The following is a 20,182-nucleotide window of genomic DNA, read 5'->3' as shown; positions in this document are numbered from 1 at the left end:
CGAAAAGGCGGGTTACGCGAGTACGCTAACCCGCCCTACAACCTTCGTCCGGAACGAACCCATGCCTCAGCGTGTTCTCGCTCACGACCCGCGTCCACAGGAACTGCTTGAGATAATCCGGGCCCCCGGCCTGTATGCCGGTGCCGGAAAGCCGGGTGCCGCCGAAGGGCTGCACGCCGACCCGGGCGCCGGTGGTGCGGCGGTTGAGATACAGATTGCCGACACGGTAACGGTCCCGTGCGAGATCGAGATGTTCCGGCAGGCGCGAGAAGACCCCGCCGGTGAGCGCGTAATCCGACTCCAGCGCCATCGTGAGCGCGGCTTCGAACGTAGGGGCGCGCATCACCGCCAGCACGGGGCCGAAAATTTCCTCCCGCGCCAAACGGTGACGGGGTTCGATGCCGGTGAATAGGGCGGGCGGACAATAGAAACCGTCCGCCGGAACCCGCCCGAGGTAATGCAGCCGGCCTTCGCTCCGGCCGATCTCGATATAGCTCCGGGCCTTCTGCTGCGCATCGCGCGTGATCATCGGCCCGAACAGAAATGCCGGATCTTCCGGCGGGCCGTAGTCGTAGCTGTCGAGGGCCTCCGCCAGCCGCTTGACCAGGCGGTCGTGAACCCGGCCCACGGCGATGAGCCGCGAACAGGCCGAGCATTTCTGGCCCTGATAGCCGAACGCGGAATACAGGGTTTGCGCGACCGCTTCGTCCAGATCCGCGTCTTCGTCGACGATGATCGCGTTCTTGCCGCCCATTTCGCAGACCACCTGCTTGATTTGCCGCTGCTCGGGCGCGAGCGTGTGGGCCTCCCGAAGGATCTCCAGACCCACCGTCTTGGAGCCGGTAAACGCGATGACATGAACGTCTCGATGCCTGACCAGGTATCGCCCGACGGTGGCGCCGTTTCCGGGTAGGAGTTGGCACACGCCGGGCGGAAAGCCGGCCTCGTCGAGGACGGACTTGAAGCCATGGGCGACGAGGTTGGCCGGCGTCGCCGGCTTGACGATGGCGGTATTGCCGGCGACCAGCGCCGCCGCTGTCATGCCGGTCAGAATCGCCAGAGGAAAATTCCAAGGCGGAATCACCACGGCAACGCCGCGCGGTTCGTAGCGAAGATGGTTCCGCTCGCCGGGAAAGCAGCGGGTGGGCTGCCAACCGTCCAGTTGTTCCATCCGGTAGGGGTAATAGCGCAAGTAGTCGACGGCTTCCGCCACGTCGGCGTCGGCCTCGCGCCAATTCTTTCCCGTTTCCAGAACCTGCCAGGCGGCCAGTTCGCCGCGGCGAGCGTCCATGATGTCCGCCGCCCGCCGGCATAGCGCGACGCGAGCCGATACCGGCATGTCGCGCCAGCCGGGGAATGCGCGATTGGCGTTGCGCACCGCGCGCTCGGCATGATCGACGTCGGCGACCGCCACCTGGCCCAGAATCTCGGATGGCCGGGCCGGATTTCGCGACGCTTCCAGCTCCGCGCCCTGCGGCGGAACGCCGGCGATGTCAAGGAGGTAAGTCGCACCCAGCCTGCTGCGCACCGCCGCCAGCGACCGGCGAAACTCCTCGCGAACCCGCTCGTGGCTGAAATCCTTCAATGGCGCGTTGACGAAAGCGGGAGGCGGCGTCTCCGTTCGGGGTTCGGACCGCTCCGGCTTGGCCAACAGATCGTCCAAATCGGCGCCTTCGACATAGGTCTGCCGCAGGATGGAGGTATTGGCGGTGTTTTCCATCAGGCGGCGGATCAGATAAGCGATGCCCGGTATCAGCTCTCCCGTGGGGAGATAAATCCGAAGCGCGACGTCCGATGCGGTTACCGCGTGGCGCAAGGGTTCGGCCATGCCGTAAAGCATCTGGACTTCCCAGTCGGCCTTGGAAAGGCCTTGCCGGGACGCCGACGCGATGGCGTAGGCGAGACTCCGAAGATTGTGGCTGCCCACGGCGGGATAGACCGCATCGGTATGCCGGAACAAGAGATCGACCAGCGATTCGAACCGGGCGTCGGTGGCCGGTTTGTCGAGAAATACGGGAACCGGCCAATTGCGCTGTTCGGCCAGGGCGACCTCCGTGTCCCAGTAGGCCCCCTTGACGAGTCGTACGGACACGCGGCGTTGTGCGCGCTTCGCCCAGTCGATGAGCTCGCGAAGATCGTCGGCCGTTTCCGGGAGATAGGCTTGCAGGGCGATTCCGGGATACCAGCCGTCGTGTCCCTCGCTCTCCACCAGGTCACGGAACAGGCGCAGGGTCAGGGACTTGAGTTCGTAGTGTTCCATGTCCACGGTCATGCCGGCCCGGAGTTCGCGGAGTCTTGCCAGCAAAGGTTGCAGCCGATCGAACACGCGGCGGCGCACGCCGGCGTAGTCCAGTGGATCGAAATGGGCAGTCAGGGCCGAGAGTTTGACGGAGATATGGATGGGCGGGTTTCCGATCGGCGAGCCGTTCGCCGCCAGCAGATCGAGCAGCGACAGATATCGGCTCAGATAAACATCGCATTCCCGTTCGCTCAGGGCCGCTTCGCCGACGGCGTCGACCGTGACCGCCGCCGGTATGCGGGAGATGGCGTCCAGCGCCCGGTTCAGGCGATCGCTCCGTTCTTCCACGACGAATTGACGCGCCAGGCGCGATACGGCGCTGCGCAGCACGAAACCGCTCATGGAATGGCCGCCCAGTTTGAACATCCGGCCCCACAGTCCTCGGAGACGTTCGGCGTGGGGCGCCAGATAGTTCCGGAAGTGGCGGGCCAAGTCACGGTCGGTTTCGAGTACCGGAAGCACGTCGACGAACTGGAATAGCGCGGCGCGCAAGCCTTCGTCGCGCATCGCCCGCATCAGCACGCGTCCCCGGAGCCCCCGCGGGTCGAACAGAGAGGGCGGCGACGTGCCGGCCAGCCGGTAAAGGTTTTCGCCGATTTCGCGTAGCTCTCGCTCGAAAGCCGTGTCGTTCATGACCCCACCTCAAAATCGTCCAAAGGATTCGGCCGGCGCCCCGCATCAGGGTTCCACAGTGGGGGCCGGCCCAGAACAGAGTGCAGCAAACCGTCTCTAAGGGAAAGTGGCGGATGAGCATGAGCGGCGAACCGTGAGTGTGATAGATTGGAGGCCGGTTCAGTACTTCTCGGATCATCTCTTATGACTGACAGTACTCTGAAACAGCTACGACTCATCGGGGTGGCATTCGATCGGGACGCCGAGACCGGGCCGGAATCCATGCGTACTGTGGGCCTGGACCTAAGGCTGGCGAACCGGGGCGTTTCCGCCGCCTGGCACACGATTCTCCATCCTCACCGAATACCGGACAAGGTGTCCAAGGTGGCGGATCTCTGCCGGCGCACAGCGCAGGAAACCGAGGGTGCCGTGCGAGCCGGCGAATTCTTCGCTGTCTTGGGAGACGACCATTCCTGCGCGGTGGGCACCTGGACCGGCGCGGCGGCGGCCTTGGCGGAGCGAGGCCCTTTGGGGCTGATCTGGATCGACGCCCACATGGACAGCCACATCCCGGAGACCAGCCCCAGCGGCGCGCTGCACGGCATGCCGCTCGCATGCCTGTTCGGTTTCGGCGAACCGTCCTTGGTGAACCTGGGCGGCTTTAGCCCGAAGCTGTCCCCCAAGCATGTCTGCCTGGTCGGCGTCCACAGTTTCGAGCCGGCCGAGCGCGCCCTGCTGGAGTGGCTGGGCGTCCGCGTCTTTTATCTCGACGAAGTCTTGCGGCGCGGCCTGAACGAAGTCATGGCCGAAGTGCTGACGATCGTCCGGTCCGGCACGGCCGGTTTCGGCGTCACGCTCGATCTCGACGCCATCGATCCGAAAGATGCGCCGGGGGTGACGACGCCGGTGGCGGGCGGTATCTCCGGCGCGGAGATGGAGGGCGCTTTGGCCCTGCTTCAGGGCAACCCGGATTTTCTCGGCATCGAGATCGTCGAATTCGATCCTCCGCGCGACAGGAATCGCGCCACGCTTTATCTGGCCGGCGGTCTCTTGCTGGCCGCCGCGGTTCCCGAACGATCCGTGCGGGCGGAAGAGGTTCTCGGCCTCACCGAACGTTATGGCGCGCACAACTACGACACCTTGCCGGTGGTTTTGACCCGGGGCGAGGGCGTTTACCTTTGGGACGTCGAAGGGAAACGCTATCTGGACATGATGGGTGCCTATTCCGCCGCGAGTCACGGTCATGCCCATCGGCGCCTGGTCCGAACCTTGACCGAGCAGGCAAAGCGGCTGGCCATCACCTCGCGGGCCTTTCACAGCGACCGGCTGGCGCCTTTCCTCGAGCGGGTTTGCGAACTGACCGGACAGGGCATGGCGCTGCCGATGAATACCGGCGCCGAAGGCGTGGAGACCGCGTTGAAAGCCGCCCGCAAATGGGCGTATCGGGTCAAGGGCGTGGCGCGGGACCGCGCCGAAATCATCGCCTGTCGAGGCAATTTCCACGGGCGCACCATCGCGATCGTCGGTCTCTCGTCCGAGCCCGGCTACCGCGAAGGCTTCGGACCGTTTCCGCCGGGCTTGAAACTGATCCCGTACGGCGATTCCGCGGCCCTGGCCGACGCGATCACCGAGAACACGGCGGCGTTTCTGGTCGAGCCGATCCAAGGCGAGGGCGGCATCGTCGTCCCGCCGACGGGTTATCTCGCCGAATGCGCCCGGATTTGCCGGGAGCGGAAGGTCTTGCTGTTGTGCGACGAGGTCCAGACCGGACTGGGGCGGACCGGAAAATTCCTGGCTTCCGAGCACGAGGGCGTGAAACCGGACGGCCTGATTCTCGGCAAGGCCTTGGGCGGCGGTTTGTTGCCGGTGTCGGCGTTCCTGGCGGGCCGAGAAGTGATGGGCGTGTTCGGCCCGGGCCATCACGGCAGCACCTTCGGCGGCAATCCGCTGGCCGCGGCGGTCGGACTGGAGGCGCTCGACGTGATCGTCGAGGAAGGGCTGGCCGAGCGCTCGGCCGAACTGGGCGCGTATTTTCTCGAAGGGCTGCGGAGTCTGAAGAGCCCCCTCATTCGCGAGGTGCGCGGCAAAGGCCTGTTCATCGGCCTGGAACTGGTTCCGGGGATATCCGGCCGCGATTTCTGCGTGAAGCTGATGGCCAACGGCATTCTCACCCGCGAGACTCACCAGACGGTCATCCGCTTCGCGCCGCCGCTCGTCATCGAGCGCAAGGAAATCGAGTGGGCGGTGGAGCGGATCGCGGCCGTACTGCTAGAAACCGAGCGGACATAAGACCCGGCCTCGACCAAGCGCAGCCCGCCGTCGATCATTCGTCGATACGGCTCGTCGAGGTTTCGGTCGCATCTTGCTCGGCGGCGGCACAAGAATTCCTTCTGAACAATCCACCCTTACCGCCTGCCGCGGCATTGCCTTTCGCGCCGAGAGTGTGCGCGTACCTGTCATGTCGATGAAACAACTCGGACATAATCCTGACATAGTCGGCCGCTACCCTTGGGCGTCGCTGGTCTTCATCAGCCAGAAGATTCAGACCTTCCGACGCATCATCGATTCGAGGAAACAAGACATGAAAAAAACCATTCTTTCAGTCGCGGTAGCCAGCACGGTTTCCGGTTCCGTGGTCGCGGCCGATTTCGGCAAACAAGTCGAACGGTTGCTGAACGCCGAATCCTACCGGTATTTCGGAGTGGTCAAGCCGCTGACGGCTTCTGAAACCGTCAGCGTTCCGCGCGCTCACGGCCAGACCGCCGGCGATCTGATAAAGTTGGCCAAGGGCCTGACCGCCGAAATCGTGACCCGCAAGGCTGGCGGTGTCTCCGACATGATCACTTTTTGGCCCAATGACACGGCGCCGACGCACATCATCAGTTGCGTCGAGGGCGGTCGTGCGGAAATCGCTCCGGGCAAATTCAATCCTTCCGTGCAGCGCATCGATCTGTCTACCGGGCGCTGTCGAAACCCTGCTGCGCGGTATGAGTGGCTGTGACGGCATTCGCCGTACGCCCTGGAATACCATCGTGGCGACTGAAGAAACCGACGACGGCGGTTTCTACGAAATTATCGAGCCGCTCAATACCACCGAGAACACTGTGGCGGATCGGGCCCTGGGCACGATTTCCGGACCCACGGCTTCCAACATTGTGAAGCGGATCGCCATGCCGATCATCGCCTGGGAGGGGCTCGACATCACTCAGGAAGGCGTAGTGTATGCCGGCGACGAAGAACGGCCCGGCACCGGCGGCCCGGACGCCGACGGCGGCTCGATCTTCAAGTTCGTGCCGAGCACGCCTTGGAACGGCTTGCCGGTTACCGATCTCGGTCAGTCACCCTTGGCAGTCGGCAGCGTTTACGCTTACCAGGCATCCTGCCAGGCGCGCACCAGCGGCGGTTTTCCGCAGTTCGGGCAGGGCTGCGAAGTCGGCGAAGGCGCCTGGGTGAAGGTCAATGCATAGATGCACGTGCTTCCGCCAACGCCAACGGCGCCACCGGCTATTACCGCCCGGAAGACGGACATTTCGATCCCACCTACGCCGGTCCCGGTGCGAAATTCTGTTGGACCAACACCGGTAACGAAGGCGCCAAGAACTACGGCGAAGTTCTGTGCATGGTGGACACCAATCCGATGGGCACCGGCGAGAAGACGGTAGCGGCCACCGGGCTGGTCTATCTGGCCGACAGCGATCAGACCCGCGGTTTCGGCGTGGCTGTGGTCAACCGTGTGGTCGAGGGCGACTCGGACTTCAACTCCGTCGACAATTTGGCTTTCCAGCCCGTCACGGGCAACATGTATGTCATAGAAGATCATAACTTCGGCGATATCTTCGCGTGTCTGCCGGACGGCGCCGATCGCGACATCAAGACCGACGGCTGCGTGAAAATTTTGTCTGTGCGCGACAAGAGCGCGGAACCCACCGGCTTTACCTTCACCGGCGACGGTAAGACGGCCTATCTGTTCATTCAGCACAGCGACGACGCGAACTGCGCCGCCGGCGACGACTGTGCCGCTTACGACGATTACCCCACCGACGATTTGGTCAGGATCACCGGCTTCAAACTGCCCTGATCTGGCGATGGAGGAATCTCCGGGCAGCCGGTTCCCTCCTGCGACCCGGTTGTTCGGCAGCGCCCTCGCCGGTTTCGTCGGCGTAACCCGGTGCAGGGTCGTCTGACCGGCTTCAGAATGCAACTGCGATTGTTCTGAGCCCGGTCGCAAGAAATTCGCCATTTGGAAGCCTGGCCGTAAGCAGTAATCGGCTGTTTTTCTTGCGGGTTGAAGTCCCGTGAAAGGAGTTGTCCGTTCACCTTTCTAGTGCCGAGATGCAGCGTCTGAGTAATCAGGGGTTGTAAGTTTCTTCAGGCGCAAAGCAGCAGGCCGTAGGAGGGTAAGCCCCTCGTCTCCGCTCAGGACAGGCCCTTCGACTAGGCTCAGGAAAGGCTTGTCGGGCGGTACGGGGCACGGATTTTCTTGGCATTGATAGGTTTTCGGCGGCACGCTGCCGTCATGGCAGTTCCCGAAGCGTATCGGGCTCCGTTAACCGACCATGTAGTTTTTCGAACGCTGCGAGACATGGAGCGAGTGAGCGAGCGAGTCGAGTAGTCCCCGGAAGCCCGAGCGCCGGGTGTGAGACCGAAGGTCGATGCGATAGCGGCGGTCGGAGGTCTCACACAAGGCATCGCGACCGGGCGTCGAGTCATCTGCGAGCGGTGTCCGGACCCCTTGTTGGGTCCGGACCAGACGAGCGGGGACGGCCGGGGCGCCGAAGGCAATAACTCGTCGCCAATTTTTTGCTCCTTTTGGTGACTTGGAGGTCCCAAAAGGTTTCGCAAAAAATGGCGACGCAATCGCTGGGTCGGGACGAGTCCTCGTACAGTTCCGCTTGGTTCGAAAGACAGCATCTACTCGTTGGACAAAGGCATCGTATCTATATTGTAATACCCCTTCATTCAGTTTGCGAAACAAGGATCAAAGTCATAATGAATCACCTTTATGACGAGGATGGCGTCAAGATCGTAATGTCATCGGTTCAATTAGCAGCCGTGTTATCGCACGATACAATTCCCGAGCCCGCAACCTTTTCCAATCGACTCTGGGGCGGTATAAGAACGGTTGCAGGCGTTTTGGAACTTGTCGGCGCCGGTGCTCTATGTTTAGCGCAGAACCACGTTTTACGTGTAACCAGTTCCTTCTTTAATCCGAAAGCAGCAGAACGGGCAATTTCCGAAGGATATATAACAACATGCCTTATTATATTTTGACTAAATTTCCTATCCCCTAATATAAGAGGATTAATAGACATTATCGGAAACTAGCATGACAGTCTGTCATTGAATAACGAAGAGAACTAAGAGAACTAAGGGCAAGAGTATGCTTTCCTACGAAGACGTGAAGCAAAAGCCGAAGACATTGATGGCCATGACCAGTCTGAAGGCCTCCGAGTTTGAGGAACTCTTGGTTTCTTTTGCGGCGACATGGGCCGAAGAAACCGGCAGGAATCTGACTAAAGGAGGGCGTCCGCCGATTATCGCGAGCATGGCCGACCGGCTGCTGTTCATCCTGTTCTATCTGAAGACCTACCCTCTGCAAGAGGTCATCGCGCATCTGTTCGGCATGAGCCAACCCCAGGCCAACTTCACGATCCACCTGTTGAGCAGGGTGCTCAACAAGACACTTGACGCCCGCGGGCACAAGCCCGCCCGGCTCACCGAGGAGATGCTGTCCAGGCTGGAGCAGGAGGCGCGGCAGGACTTGGGCATAGACGGGACGGAAAGGCGCATCAACCGCCCCGTCAACGACCTGGGGCAACGCATCCACTACAGCGGTAAAAAAAATGCCACACTGTGAAGAACAACCTTGTCGGCGGCCTGGAGGACAGGCAGGTCAAGTACTTGGGTTCGACCCATGAGGGCAAGAAGCACGACAAGAAGATCTGCGACGAAGAAGGGACCCGGTTCCCCGACGGCGTCGAGCTGTATCGCGACAGCGGCTTCCAGGGACACGAACTGGCGAATGTCACAGTCCACCAGCCGAAGAAGAGGCCGCGCAACGGCCGGCTTTCGGCCGACGACCAGGAGGCCAACCGGCTCCACTCAAGCATCCGCGTGATCATCGAACACATCATCTCGGGAATCAAGCGGTGCCGCGTCGTCAAAGACGTGTTCAGGAACACCAAGGAAGGCTACGACGATGTCGTCATTGAATTGGCCTGCGGCCTGCACAATTACAGGAGCTACTGCCGAAACCAGAGTTATTGATAGCCGGCCTTTTCCTCTGTTCCGGTTATGAAAGGTGGTTTCCGATAATGTCTAATGATGTCGAGCTTTCCACATCTCGACTCCTTTATTCATATCTATTTCGGTCAAGATTTCGATCTCATCGCGGACAACATGGAGGATTTAGTCGCTGACTTCGCGCGTAGCAGTTCACCTGACGATATCCGCGCCTTACGTGCCGATATTGCCCGATTTTTCCAACAAGCCGACGTCGAATCCGCTTTCAAGCAGGTTTACGAAAACGATATCGATCCGCATGCTTGGCACCATACCGCGGACTCGTTTTTGCGACGAGTCGATTTTCTGCTTAGCAACAATAACCCATAGGCTGACACGGTGTGCGTGGAGGTTGTCCGGAATCAAGTCGGCGACACATCAACGGGATCGTGTCGCTATAAATCGCCGTCTCGATACGGTTTGCTTAGACGAAAATAACGGCCCAAGCAACCAACCGTGTTCGACCAACCAGCATCGGGAAAAGGCGTTTACCTCGAACGATGCGGTTCGTGCCGTGCCTCACCGCATCCTATCTGCCTGCTGACATGACGATTATGGCTGAAATTTCTGCCTAATCAGGAGAACGCTTGCAGGCGTTTTAAGGGAGTCAATGCTGTTCCAAGTTTTTTTCGACGATTTCCTGATGAATCGAGAAGACTTCCGGCGACTTCGGATCGACGACGACCCGCACCCAGTGCACATCGTCGGCCCCGAAGTTCTCCACGCGCGTGGCGTTCTCGATGCGCCGCTTGCTGACACTGCCTTTCATGGGTTTGTCCACGCGGAAATAATGGGAGTCGCCGTGCGCGAATACGACCGGCTTCTTGAAATTGACGGCTTCCGTTTCCAGTTCGGCGAGAATTTCTTCGAAACCTTTTCTTTCGGCGCTGCCTTCGGCGAGTTCGAAACCCGGATTGGCCTGGAACGCCACCAGCACGCCGCGTGCGCGTTCCTCTTCTGCCTTGGTGAAGGTTTCCCTTATCCAGGCGCGGGCCGCGTCGATGCGGCGAGCGACTTCCGCGTCGTCGGCCGGGGTGCGGCCGGCGAAAGGCGCCAAGCCGTTGTTGCTGCCGACGATGTGTACCGTCGCGAACATGACGTGCTGTTTCATCCAGCGCATGTTTTCGACGAACTCGGCATGCGCGGGGTCGTCCGCCTGGGTTTCGACCGTCATGGGCTTTTGGCCGAGGGTCAGACCGGGAATCGGATAAAACAGTTCGCGCAGCCGTGCCAGCCTTTCCAGGGGCAGATACGAACCGTTGTTGGCGCGATGGCAGTCGGTCCACTCATTGTCGCCGGGCGTCAGAATGAAGGGGATACGGAAACGTTGAAACCGCCGCAACCGGTCTTTGAACACCTCGTCCGAGCATAAGGTGGAACCGTTCTTGATGTCTCCGGTGTGTAGCACCCATTTCAACCGGTGATCGGCATTGATTTTTCTGATCACATTATCGAATTTCCAAAAATCGGCCGGCGCGTATGGCACGTCGCCTATCAGGGCGAATTCGAATTTGCCGTAGCCCGGGGCGGAATGGTGCTCCGGTGGTGCGGCCGGGGCGATTCGGCTGAAAGCGGCTGCGCAAGCGGCCGCCAGGAGCAGTGTCTTGATCGGTGTCGTACTCACGATGAACTCCGGGGTGGAAAAAAACGAAAGAGCCGTTAGCGGCTCTTTCCCAGTCGGCGGACTCGATGTCTTTCTTGTGGTCGAGACGGACGATTGCCTTCTAGGGACCCTGGGGGAGGTTTAGAAGCGAGGCAATTAAACCGGTTGTGCGTTACAGATTCGTTATGGGTTCGTTATCGTTTTGTAACCGTTCGGAGAGATGGGCATGCGGAATGGTGAACCACCATGAGGACGGTGCTCCGTGCTCCGGAAGTTTCGGCGGACCGTCATTCCTTGACGCTTCCGAGGACCAGGCCTTCGATGTAGTACTTCTGGAGGGCGAAAAACAAAAGAATCACCGGCAGTACCGTGAGCACCGATCCGGCCATCATCAGTTCGGCGTCTTGAGCGTGCTCGCCGAGTAGATTGGCGAGAGCGACCGGGAGGGTATAGAGATCGTTCTCGGTGAGGATGATGAGCGGCCACATGAAATCGTTCCAGGCGCCCAGGAAGGTGAAGATGGCGAGGGTGACCAGAATCGGCTTGCAGAGCGGCAGAACGAGCGTCCGGTAAATGCGGAATTCGCCGGCACCGTCGATGCGGGCGGCGTCCAGGAGGCTGTCGGGAATCGAGAGTGCGTATTGCCGTATCAGAAAGATGCCGAAGATGCTCGCCATGCCGGGAACGATCACTCCGCCGTAGGTGTTCACCAGTCCCATTTCCTTCAGCATCAGAAACAAGGGCAGCATGGCGACTTGCGCCGGAATCACCATGGATGCCAAAAGCAGCCGGAACAGGCGGTCGCGCCCCCTGAACCTAAGCTTGGCGAAAGCATAGCCGGCCAGGGAATTGATCAACAGGGACAGGGCCGTGACCAGCGCGGCGATCAACGTGCTGTTCAGAAGATAAGTGGCGAGACTCAAGCGAGAGAACAGTATCCGGTAATGTTCCAGCGTCGGCGATTCCGGCAGGAGCGGGGGCGGGAATCGGTTCGCCTCGGCCGAAGGCATCAAGGAGACGGACACCATCCAGAACAGCGGGAACAAGGTCACGAGCGCTGCCGCGACCAGCGCCAGGTGAAGCAGCAGCGCTTTGATCCGGTTTCCGGAAAAGACGGTCACCGTCAGATTGCCCCTCGCCTGAGTCTCAACTGCAACAGCGTCCCCGCCAGAACGATCAGGAATAACGTGAATGCCACCGCCGCCGCGTAGCCGAGATTCCACCAGCGAAAGCCTTCCTGGAACATCAAAAGGGCCACGCTTAGAGTGCTGTTCGCTGGGCCGCCCTGGGTCATCACGTAAGGTTCGGCGAAAAGCTGGAAGTAACCGATCATTGTGATGACGGTGACGAAGACGAAGGTTGGCGCCAGCATGGGCAAGGTGACGTGGCGGAACTGGCGCCATGCGTTCGCGCCGTCGATGACCGCGGCCTCGTACAGGCGGGTGGGAATGCTTTGCAGCCCTGCGATGAAGATGATCATATTGAAGCCGAAGTTCTTCCAGATCGCCATCAGGATGATCGCCGGCATGGCCCAGTCGGGATCGCCCAGCCAGTCGACGGGACCGAGTCCGAACTGACCGAGAAGGTAATTCAGGAAGCCGTGGCGGGGGTGGTAGAGATAGCGCCAGACCACGGCTATCGCCACCAGGGTGGTGACGACCGGCAGGAACAGCAGCGAGCGGAACAGTCCCTTGAACCGGACCAGGCGGTGATTGACCAAAAGCGCTGCGCCGAGCGATACGGCCACTGACAACGGGCCACCGATAAGCACGAAATACAACGTATTTTTCAGGGCGGTCCAGAACAAGGGGTCGCGGAGCAAACGAAGGTAGTTTTCGAGCGCCACGAAGCGCAGCCGTTCGAGGTCGCCGAGGGCGTAAATGTCGAAATCGGTGAAGCTGAGAAACAGGGACGCCGCGGCCGGCAAAAAAAAGAAGACGGCGATCAGGACCAAGGCCGGCGCAACGAACCAGAAAGCAGGGTTTGCCGGTAGCATCGCATTTTTCATCGAGCCTGTTTCCGCAACAGCCAACGCCGCTTTTCGAGAATGTGGTCCACGTCCTGGTCCAGGGCGGCTAAGGCTCGGTCTTCCGTCAATTCGCCGCGCACCGCCTTTTCGGCGTAATGGGCAATCTTGCCGGCGATCCTTTCCCATTCGGGTATTTTCGGCGTGTATACCACTCGCTCCAGTTGAACCTTGAAAGCTTGCGCGCGAGTCTCTGAAGCCAGATCGGGGTGTTGCCAGGCGGAGCGGCGGGCGGGGAGGTCGCCGGTCAGGCGGTAAAAGGCGACTTGCTGTTCGGGTTCGGACAGAAACTCGATCAGCTTCCAGGCTTGATCTTTGTGGTCTGAATGGCGGGAGATCGCGAGACTGGCCCCTCCGGCCAGCGAGAGGCCGGGATAATTCTCATCGGGAGCCGGCATGGGCGCGGTGGCCCAGCGGTCCCGCAAGGCCTTCGGAAGGCGGTGTTCGAACTCGCCGATATTCCAGGGACCGGTGACGTACATTGCGAAATAGCCGCTGCCGAACGCCTGGTAAAGATTGGCGATCTGGGCCTCCGATACGGCCGGGGCGTATCCTTGGCGGAACAGATCGAGATAGAAGTGAAAGGCTCGGCGAAAGGCGTCGCTTTGAAAATTGCCGAACCGGGCATCGTTGCGAAGCAGTTCCGCACCGAGCTGGAAGCCCAGAATCGTAGGAGCTTGCCATTCGTTCATGGGCAGGAGCAGAGCGTAGCGCTCTCCACCGGGCAGCGCTTTGACGGCCGCCATGGCCTCTAGCCACTCGCTCCAGGTTCTCGGTGGCATGGAAAAACCGGCTTCGGCCAGAATATCCGTACGGTAAAAAAGCAGGCGGGTATCGACGTACCAGGGCAGTCCGTAAAGTTCCCGGTCGATATGGTTGGTTTCGAGAATTCCCTCGAAATAATCCCTGCGTTGCACGGCTGGCAGCCGGTCGTCAAGATTGACGATGGCTTGCAGGACCACGAATTCCGGAATCCAGGTATTTCCCAGCTGGAACACATCGGGCATCGCTTCGCCCGCGTACGCGGTCAGCAGCTTCTCGTGAGCCGCACTCCAGGGAATTTGCTGTACCTTGACGCGAATAGCCGGATTGCGGCGTTCGAATTCGGGCACCAGAGACTGGACTACCTCGCCCTCCCGTCCCATGGCCCAGAATTCGAGCACGGTCTGCCCTCCGTTCCGGCTGCAGGCAACGAGCAGCACGGGAATCAGCAGCAAACCGGTCAAGCGCACGAATCGTTTTCCGGCAGATGTCGGAACATGGTGTTCATCACCTGTATTCTCGAAAGCAGCTCATCTTCAATTTACCACAAGACCGGACACCGTACGGCGAGACGGAATAGGGCCACCGATGAATGGCCGATGGAGATCTCATGTGCGATCGGAAAGCACTCTGTAGATCCTGACAGTAATCGTTCTAAAAAAGACATTGATTCTCATTAATATGAGGGATAAAGTGTGAGCATCTGTAAGCCACGCCGCAAACAAGGTTTTATCGCTGGCTGGTGCTCATGCATCTTCGGGGGAAAAATGCTGCGTTGTAAACGTGTTATCTGGCCGTTGTCATTGGTATGCCTTGCGGCGAACCTGCCATCACAGGTCCGGGCGGACGAACAGGCTGCGCCGCCGGAGAGCCTGGGCACGATTCAGGTTATCGGCAGCGAGGCGCAAGCCCGGGACATGCCGGCTTCGGCCCAATACATAGACACTTCGGAAATCCGCGAACAGAGCTATAGCGACCTCAACCGCATCTTGCGCCGCGTGCCCGGCGTCAACATCCGGGAAGAGGATGGTTTCGGATTATTTCCCAATATCAGTTTCCGCGGCGTCGATACTACCCGAAGCGCCAAGATTACCGTCATGGAGGACGGCGTTCTGACCGCTCCCGCGCCTTATTCCGCGCCCGCCGCTTACTTTTCGCCCGCTGCCGGACGCATGAGCGGCATCGAAGTCTTGAAAGGTTCCAGTCAGATCAAATACGGTCCGCATATCACGGGCGGGGTACTGAATTATCTCTCGACTCCGATTCCGGAAAGCGGCAAAGCTTATCTGAAGTTTCTTTTCGGCAGCTATAACGAAGTCAGAACGCACGGGTATGTCGGAGATACCTTGAGTACCGAGAACGGGCGTTTCGGTTACCTGGTGGAAGGTTTTTACCGCGGTTCGGACGGATTCAAGACGATCGATGAAACTGCGGATTTCCGCAATGGCGACGCAACCGGATTTCAGCAGGTCGAACCCATGGTCCGCCTGTCCTGGGAACCCAATACGGATATTTACCAAAGACTTGAAGTAAAGTTCGGTTATTCGAACATGGATGCCGATGAAACCTATCTCGGGCTGAGCGATACGGACTTCAGGAAAGATCCTTATCGCCGCTATTCGGCGTCTCGCTTCGATAATATTTCGAGCGAACATTTTCGAGGATTCGCCCGTTACTTTATTTCTCCGACCGATAACCTGGATATCATCACGACGGCTTATTACAGCGAATTCAATAGAAACTGGCAAAAATTGAACGATCTCCGGGGGGGCGTAACGGGCAACATGAATTTGTCCTCCGCCCTGGCAGGAGCCGGGAACGGTCTGGGCCTCGATTGCGTAAAAGGGAGCATCGCCTGTAATTTGCGCGTGCGGGACAACAACCGCAGTTATTACTTGGGCGGGGTTGAAACTGTCGCGAATTACCGTTTCGATTTAGGCGCCACGCACCACGAACTCAGCGGAGGATTCCGTTATCACGAGGATCAGGAGACCCGGTTTCAGCACGATACCGTCTACAATCAGGCGGCGGGTGGAACGATTATCGGCAAGACGGTCGGCGCGCCGGGAAGCCAGGATGACAGGAAAGGCTTGACCAATGCCTATGCCTTCTTTCTGAAGGACCGTATCGAGTGGGGGAATTGGGGATTCACGCCGGGTATCCGTTACGAGCATTTGCATCAAACTTACAAGAACAACTTGTCGCCCGGGAATAACGGCAGCAGCTCTCTCGACATGTATGCCGGAGGCGCGAGCCTGGATTATCGCTTTAACGAAGACTTCATGATGTTCGGCAGCGTCCACCGTGGATTTTCGCCGCCCGGTCCTCAGGATGCAGTGGTCGACAAGCTCAAGGAAGAAACCAGCAATGCGTATGAATTGGGCGGACGCTATTCCCATGGCGCTTTTTACGCCGAAATCGTCGGGTTTTATACGCAGTTCGAGAACTTGCTGGTTGTCGACAGCATTGGCGGTACCGGTAGCGATGCGAATCAAAACTTCGGCAAGGTCGACAGCCGTGGTGTCGAACTGGCTCTGAATTTCGATGCCGGCAACGCTTTCGCATGGGGCTTCAGCAATCCGTATTTTTTGTCGTTCACATACACTAACGCGGTGCAGTTGAACGATGCCGCCTCGACCGATCCGGAATCGATTTTCAGCTTCGGCAAGAAAGGCAACCGCGTACCCTATATTCCCGAATACACGCTCAGCTTCGGCAGCGGTCTGCATTTCGACCACTGGGGGGTGGACGTCACGGTCAACTATGTCGGCGAAACCTATACCAGCGCGAGCAACACCAGCGCGCAAGTCAACGGCGCGGGGCAGCCGGATGCCCGTTTCGGCAAGACCGACGACTTCGTCCTTCTGGATATTTCCGGCTACTATCAACTCACCAAGGGCGTAAAAGTTCTAGCCGGCATCCAAAACGCGACCGACGAGGAATATATCGTGTCCCGACAACCGCATGGCCCGCGCCCCGGCATGCCTTTGTTCGCTTACGGCGGTTTCGAACTGGATTTCGATATTTAGCGTGCACCGGGCGCAGAGGCTCGGCATTGCGCTGGCGGAAGTCCGCTATCGTTCGGTAGCACGGCTTGATCCAGACCCGCGCCCAAACCGCCACCGGCGGTGCCTCTGCCAAGGCTGTCGACGACACCCTCAAGCGCCGGCCGGCCCTGATCCGCTACGCCCAAACCGGCAACCTGCCCCCGGACAACAACGCCATCCGCCCATCGCCCTGGGGAAAAGAACGGGCTGTTCGCCGGCTCCGAGCGTGCCGGCAACTACGCAGCCGCCATCCAAACCCAGCTCGGCACCGCCAAGCTCGAAGGCCTCGATCCCGCCACCCAGCCCATCACGGTGCGTTCCCGCCCAAAGCGCGTCTTGACAGGGTTTTCACGAAGCTCCGATTCCGCTTACCGGCTCATCGATGCCCAGTCTTTCCCTGACTCTCGGACCTTTCGAATACCGCAATGCGATAAACAGGAAAAACTGGGTTCCGAAGATCAGATTGGCCAGGACCAGGTGGATGGGCTGTACAAATGCGGGAAATCCGAGACGATCCAGCGTTACGCCGGTGCCGATGGCGGCAATGACCAGAGCGCCCAGGGCAATGCCGAAGTTTCGCAGCAGGTGTCCGCGCTTGAGACGTCGTATCAGGTTCCACACGAGCCACAAGTTGGTAAAGAGTATGACCGAGGAAAATGACCGGTGGATATAAAAAATGATCGGAAACTTTTCCCGCCAAAGGTGGCGCTCGGCTTGGTCGAAGATCGTGGCAATCACGTCCACCGATTCCCGAATCTGGGTCCCCATGGTGATTTGCAGCAGTGTCATTCCCATGGCTACTGCGAGCACGGTTTTGAACCTCGGCGATAAGGTTCCGGTCTTGAGTTTCCTCAAGATGTCCTGCTGTGATCTCGCGATCGCGTAAATCAGGAGACAGACGATCACGAAAGCCATGACCATGTGGGCGGTAATCATGACAGGGCGCAAGTTGCTGGCGACAACCGCCGAGCCCAGCCAGCCCTGGAACCCGACCAGCAAAAATACCGATAAGGCCAGGAAGAAGACCGTCCGGTCTCGTTTCAGATACGGGATCGAATAGACCAGGGTTAGCAGAATCAGCACTCCGATGCTCACGCCGATCAGCCGGTTGACATACTCGGTCCAGGTCTTGAGCGGATTGAACGCGGTGTCCGCGTAACCGCGCTCGGCGTAAATCTCATGGTAATTCGGCGGAAGCTGGGATTCATCGGTGGGCGGGATCCAGCGGCCGAAGCAGGTGGGCCAGTCGGGGCAGCCCATGCCTGCGCCTGACGCTCTGACGATGCCGCCGACCAGAATCAGGAAATAAACGGCAGCGATCGTAATCAGACCAATGCGGCGGAACCGCCTGGAAATCGCGGAATCGGTCGAGTTTGAAGGGAATGTATTTTGAGAATTGAAGGCAGAAGAGACCGTATCGTTCATGGCGGATATTTTGAACAAACTAGGCATAAAACTCTTATCGGCTGGGCTTCGGACCGGCGGGGCGGGTGTCTAACGAGCCGGCATTACCGAAAAGGATTCGGTGATACTGAAACTGCGGCTACGAGAACTTTCGGACAAGTCCTGATAATACAGCCGAATGTGATAATTTCCGACAGGTAATCGACCAATCCGATAGCTTTGGTAGAGCTCGCCGCCGGGAAATGAATATCCGTGCGGGTGAAAGCTATAAAAGCACTTTCCGTAGTGATTCACGACGATCACGATTTCTTTCCCTTTCATCCGTGCATCGACGCGTCCGGGCTTGCAACCCCGCTGCGGGAAATGGATCAGAACATCTTCATTGGCGCGAGGGCTGGTCGGTTCGATAAAAAGCGTTTCGCCCTGGGTTACTGCGGATGTCCCGAAGGTTCCTTGAGCAATGCCGGGAAGAGGATGAAGGAGCAACAAAAATGCCGGAATTAGGGGCAATCCAGTGGACCGAAAAGTCGAACCGGGTCCGCTAATCATTTGCGCGTCCCCAGATATCTCGTCTCGCGGTAATAACTGCTTCCCCAGACATAGATGTACATCGCGCCGCTGAGCATGGTCGTCACGAACACCGCCGCGGTGACGCCGGTAATGATACCGGCGGGCAGGGGTACGAAGCCATGGTGCAGGAGTACGATGAACACCAGAAAAAGCTGAAGCAAGGTGTTCACTTTGCTGATGAGAAGCGGTTGTCCGTCGAAAGGCCGCAGCAGAAAGTAGTACAGGATTGCACCGGTGAATATCACCAGGTCGCGCAAGACTACGGTAGCCATCAGCCAGAACGGGATCAGTCCCATGAAGCTGAGTGCGATATAGGACGAAACCAAGAGCAGCTTATCGGCCAGGGGGTCGATGTAAGAGCCGAGGCGGGATTGCCATTGGAAATGTTTGGCCAGGAAACCGTCAATGGCATCCGACACACCGGCGATCACGAACAGACTCAGCGCCCAGTCGAAGCGTTTTTCCAGCATCGAGGTGATGACCGGATAGACCAGCAGGATTCGGCAAAACGAAATGATGTTGGGGATGTGACGTGCTTTCATTCGGCCAACTGGTAGGTTAACCCGGAAAACTGCCGGTCCTCGTTAGCGACGGGTCTTAGAACGCGCCCTAAAGCGAGAGTTTCCTCCAATGACGCTCGGTCGCCGCGTACGTATAGCTTAAACAAGGCATAATCTGCGTCTACCCCCAGCATTTCCAATTTCCGGACTTGGGACAAGCCGCTCAGATTGCTTGCCGCCCGGTCGATCGCGCCCAGGGAAGACAGTCCGAAGACTTTCAATTCCAGGATTGTTTCCCGGGTCGTGCGCGGAATGAACCGTTCGGCCAAGCGGGAATAGACTCCCGCAATGCCCGACCGGATCGCGGCGGGGGCATCCGGAGAGTTTCCCTGCCAGGTTTCCTCGATATTCTGAAGATAAAGCCGCCAAACCGCATCCCATGTTCCGTCGGGCTCATGCGACAGGCGACCGGCAAGAACCGCGTCGGATTCGTAGCGGGCGGAGGCTTGGCGGATGCGTTCTCCGTTTCCGGTTTCGAAATCTTCGAAGTTCAAGTTTTGTTGGTCGGTTAAATCCCACAAGGGAGCGGTTACGGGCAGTCCGTTTTCCCCGGCCGCGGCGCGTAGCGTACGGTCCATCTCCGGCATCTGATCGGCCGCGAAAATCGATTTTTCCGAATTTTCCTCGATCGAGAGCCAAACCAGCACTTCCGGGCGCTGTTCGCCCCAGGGACTGATGTTCGACTTGCGCAGGGCATCGTTAAGGCGGGGCGAATCGAAATCCACCCGTAAGTAATCGAGCGGTGTGTCGGCAGAGGGTTTGCTTATGTATTCGTATTGCAGTACGAACTGTTCGGGCTTTTCCAGCATGGCGCCGACTGCCTTGGACTGCATGGCATCGGATCTGACCAGGCGTTTGAGGACCTGCTCCAGAGCTCTACGGATATCTTCGTTGCGGGTCGATTCATCCTTGCTCTGTACGGCGACATCCGTTCGATACAATCCTTTGAATTCGGCAGCCATAAGGTTCGGGCAAACCGTTAGGAGCCACAAACTGAAAAGGGCGACGCGGCGCACG

At 59.1% G+C, this 20,182-nt stretch carries 18 protein-coding genes and 1 pseudogene; 10 read left to right on the top strand and 9 right to left on the bottom strand.

Annotated features, from left to right (window positions below; translation table 11 throughout):
- Window positions 1–25: 25 nt before the first annotated feature.
- Window positions 26–2,932, bottom strand: coding sequence for a proline dehydrogenase family protein (locus sS8_RS10495; protein ID WP_119629603.1), 2,907 nt, complete (start codon window positions 2,930–2,932; stop codon window positions 26–28).
- A 183-nt stretch (window positions 2,933–3,115) separates the two neighbouring features.
- Here sS8_RS10495 and rocD point away from each other — a divergent pair, with 183 nt between their 5' ends.
- The 8 genes from rocD to sS8_RS10465 all read left to right on the top strand — a co-directional run bounded on the left by rocD (window position 3,116) and on the right by sS8_RS10465 (window position 9,523).
- Window positions 3,116–5,200 (top strand): ornithine--oxo-acid transaminase, encoded by a 2,085-nt coding sequence (gene rocD, locus sS8_RS29535; RefSeq protein ID WP_170161032.1) that lies wholly within the window; start codon window positions 3,116–3,118, stop codon window positions 5,198–5,200.
- A 73-nt stretch (window positions 5,201–5,273) separates the two neighbouring features.
- Complete coding sequence (locus sS8_RS10485) at window positions 5,274–5,912, top strand: hypothetical protein (RefSeq protein WP_145986489.1); 639 nt, start codon at window positions 5,274–5,276, stop codon at window positions 5,910–5,912.
- Complete coding sequence (locus sS8_RS29120; protein ID WP_232020595.1) at window positions 5,899–6,378, top strand: hypothetical protein; 480 nt, start codon at window positions 5,899–5,901, stop codon at window positions 6,376–6,378. The genes sS8_RS10485 and sS8_RS29120 overlap by 14 nt, the downstream gene beginning before the upstream one ends.
- Window positions 6,288–6,989, top strand: a complete 702-nt coding sequence (locus tag sS8_RS10480) for an alkaline phosphatase PhoX (RefSeq protein WP_232020641.1) — start codon at window positions 6,288–6,290, stop codon at window positions 6,987–6,989. The genes sS8_RS29120 and sS8_RS10480 overlap by 91 nt, the downstream gene beginning before the upstream one ends.
- A 911-nt stretch (window positions 6,990–7,900) precedes the next feature.
- On the top strand, window positions 7,901–8,182 hold the full coding sequence (locus sS8_RS27640) for a hypothetical protein (RefSeq protein ID WP_145986488.1): 282 nt from the start codon (window positions 7,901–7,903) through the stop codon (window positions 8,180–8,182).
- Window positions 8,183–8,291: 109 nt separating this feature from the next.
- On the top strand, window positions 8,292–8,768 hold the full coding sequence (locus tag sS8_RS10475; protein ID WP_119628792.1) for a helix-turn-helix domain-containing protein: 477 nt from the start codon (window positions 8,292–8,294) through the stop codon (window positions 8,766–8,768).
- On the top strand, window positions 8,765–9,178 hold the full coding sequence (locus sS8_RS10470) for a transposase family protein (RefSeq protein ID WP_119628793.1): 414 nt from the start codon (window positions 8,765–8,767) through the stop codon (window positions 9,176–9,178). The genes sS8_RS10475 and sS8_RS10470 overlap by 4 nt, the downstream gene beginning before the upstream one ends.
- 54 nt (window positions 9,179–9,232) lie before the next feature.
- Window positions 9,233–9,523, top strand: coding sequence for a contact-dependent growth inhibition system immunity protein (locus sS8_RS10465; protein ID WP_119629600.1), 291 nt, complete (start codon window positions 9,233–9,235; stop codon window positions 9,521–9,523).
- 277 nt (window positions 9,524–9,800) lie between these two features.
- Here sS8_RS10465 and sS8_RS10460 read toward each other — a convergent pair whose 3' ends face one another.
- From sS8_RS10460 to sS8_RS10445, 4 genes are all read right to left on the bottom strand, one after another.
- Window positions 9,801–10,817, bottom strand: a complete 1,017-nt coding sequence (locus tag sS8_RS10460) for a metallophosphoesterase (protein ID WP_170161030.1) — start codon at window positions 10,815–10,817, stop codon at window positions 9,801–9,803.
- A 266-nt stretch (window positions 10,818–11,083) separates the two neighbouring features.
- A complete protein-coding gene (locus sS8_RS10455) occupies window positions 11,084–11,917 on the bottom strand; it encodes a carbohydrate ABC transporter permease (RefSeq protein ID WP_232020594.1) in 834 nt (277 codons plus the stop codon).
- A 2-nt stretch (window positions 11,918–11,919) separates the two neighbouring features.
- Window positions 11,920–12,804, bottom strand: a complete 885-nt coding sequence (locus sS8_RS10450) for a carbohydrate ABC transporter permease (RefSeq protein ID WP_119629598.1) — start codon at window positions 12,802–12,804, stop codon at window positions 11,920–11,922.
- Window positions 12,801–14,054, bottom strand: coding sequence for a sugar ABC transporter substrate-binding protein (locus tag sS8_RS10445; protein WP_197716733.1), 1,254 nt, complete (start codon window positions 14,052–14,054; stop codon window positions 12,801–12,803). The genes sS8_RS10450 and sS8_RS10445 overlap by 4 nt, the downstream gene beginning before the upstream one ends.
- A gap of 297 nt (window positions 14,055–14,351) precedes the next feature.
- On the opposite strand from sS8_RS10445, the gene sS8_RS10440 reads away from it, so the two are divergent.
- Window positions 14,352–16,613: a TonB-dependent receptor family protein gene (locus sS8_RS10440; RefSeq protein ID WP_119629597.1), complete on the top strand. Its 2,262-nt coding sequence runs from the start codon at window positions 14,352–14,354 to the stop codon at window positions 16,611–16,613.
- A 65-nt stretch (window positions 16,614–16,678) separates the two neighbouring features.
- A pseudogene (locus sS8_RS29115) lies at window positions 16,679–16,928 on the top strand (IS66 family transposase); the annotation flags it as partial.
- Window positions 16,929–16,979: 51 nt separating this feature from the next.
- On the opposite strand, the gene sS8_RS10430 reads toward sS8_RS29115, so the two are convergent.
- The 4 genes from sS8_RS10430 to sS8_RS10415 form a co-directional block, all read right to left on the bottom strand.
- Entirely contained in the window at window positions 16,980–18,056 is a 1,077-nt protein-coding gene (locus sS8_RS10430) for a COX15/CtaA family protein (protein WP_119629596.1), read from the bottom strand.
- Window positions 18,057–18,125: 69 nt separating this feature from the next.
- Complete coding sequence (locus sS8_RS10425) at window positions 18,126–18,584, bottom strand: hypothetical protein (RefSeq protein WP_145986487.1); 459 nt, start codon at window positions 18,582–18,584, stop codon at window positions 18,126–18,128.
- The gene (locus sS8_RS10420; RefSeq protein ID WP_119629594.1) at window positions 18,581–19,147 is read right to left on the bottom strand and encodes a CDP-alcohol phosphatidyltransferase family protein; all 567 of its coding nucleotides are present in this window, start codon (window positions 19,145–19,147) and stop codon (window positions 18,581–18,583) included. Before sS8_RS10420 ends, sS8_RS10425 begins: the two co-directional genes overlap by 4 nt.
- Entirely contained in the window at window positions 19,144–20,127 is a 984-nt protein-coding gene (locus sS8_RS10415; protein WP_119629593.1) for a DUF2066 domain-containing protein, read from the bottom strand. Before sS8_RS10415 ends, sS8_RS10420 begins: the two co-directional genes overlap by 4 nt.
- Window positions 20,128–20,182 lie beyond the last annotated feature (55 nt).

This window comes from Methylocaldum marinum (assembly GCF_003584645.1).
Taxonomy (GTDB): Bacteria; Pseudomonadota; Gammaproteobacteria; order Methylococcales; family Methylococcaceae; genus Methylocaldum; species Methylocaldum marinum.
This window is presented reverse-complemented; position numbering and strand designations above follow the sequence as displayed.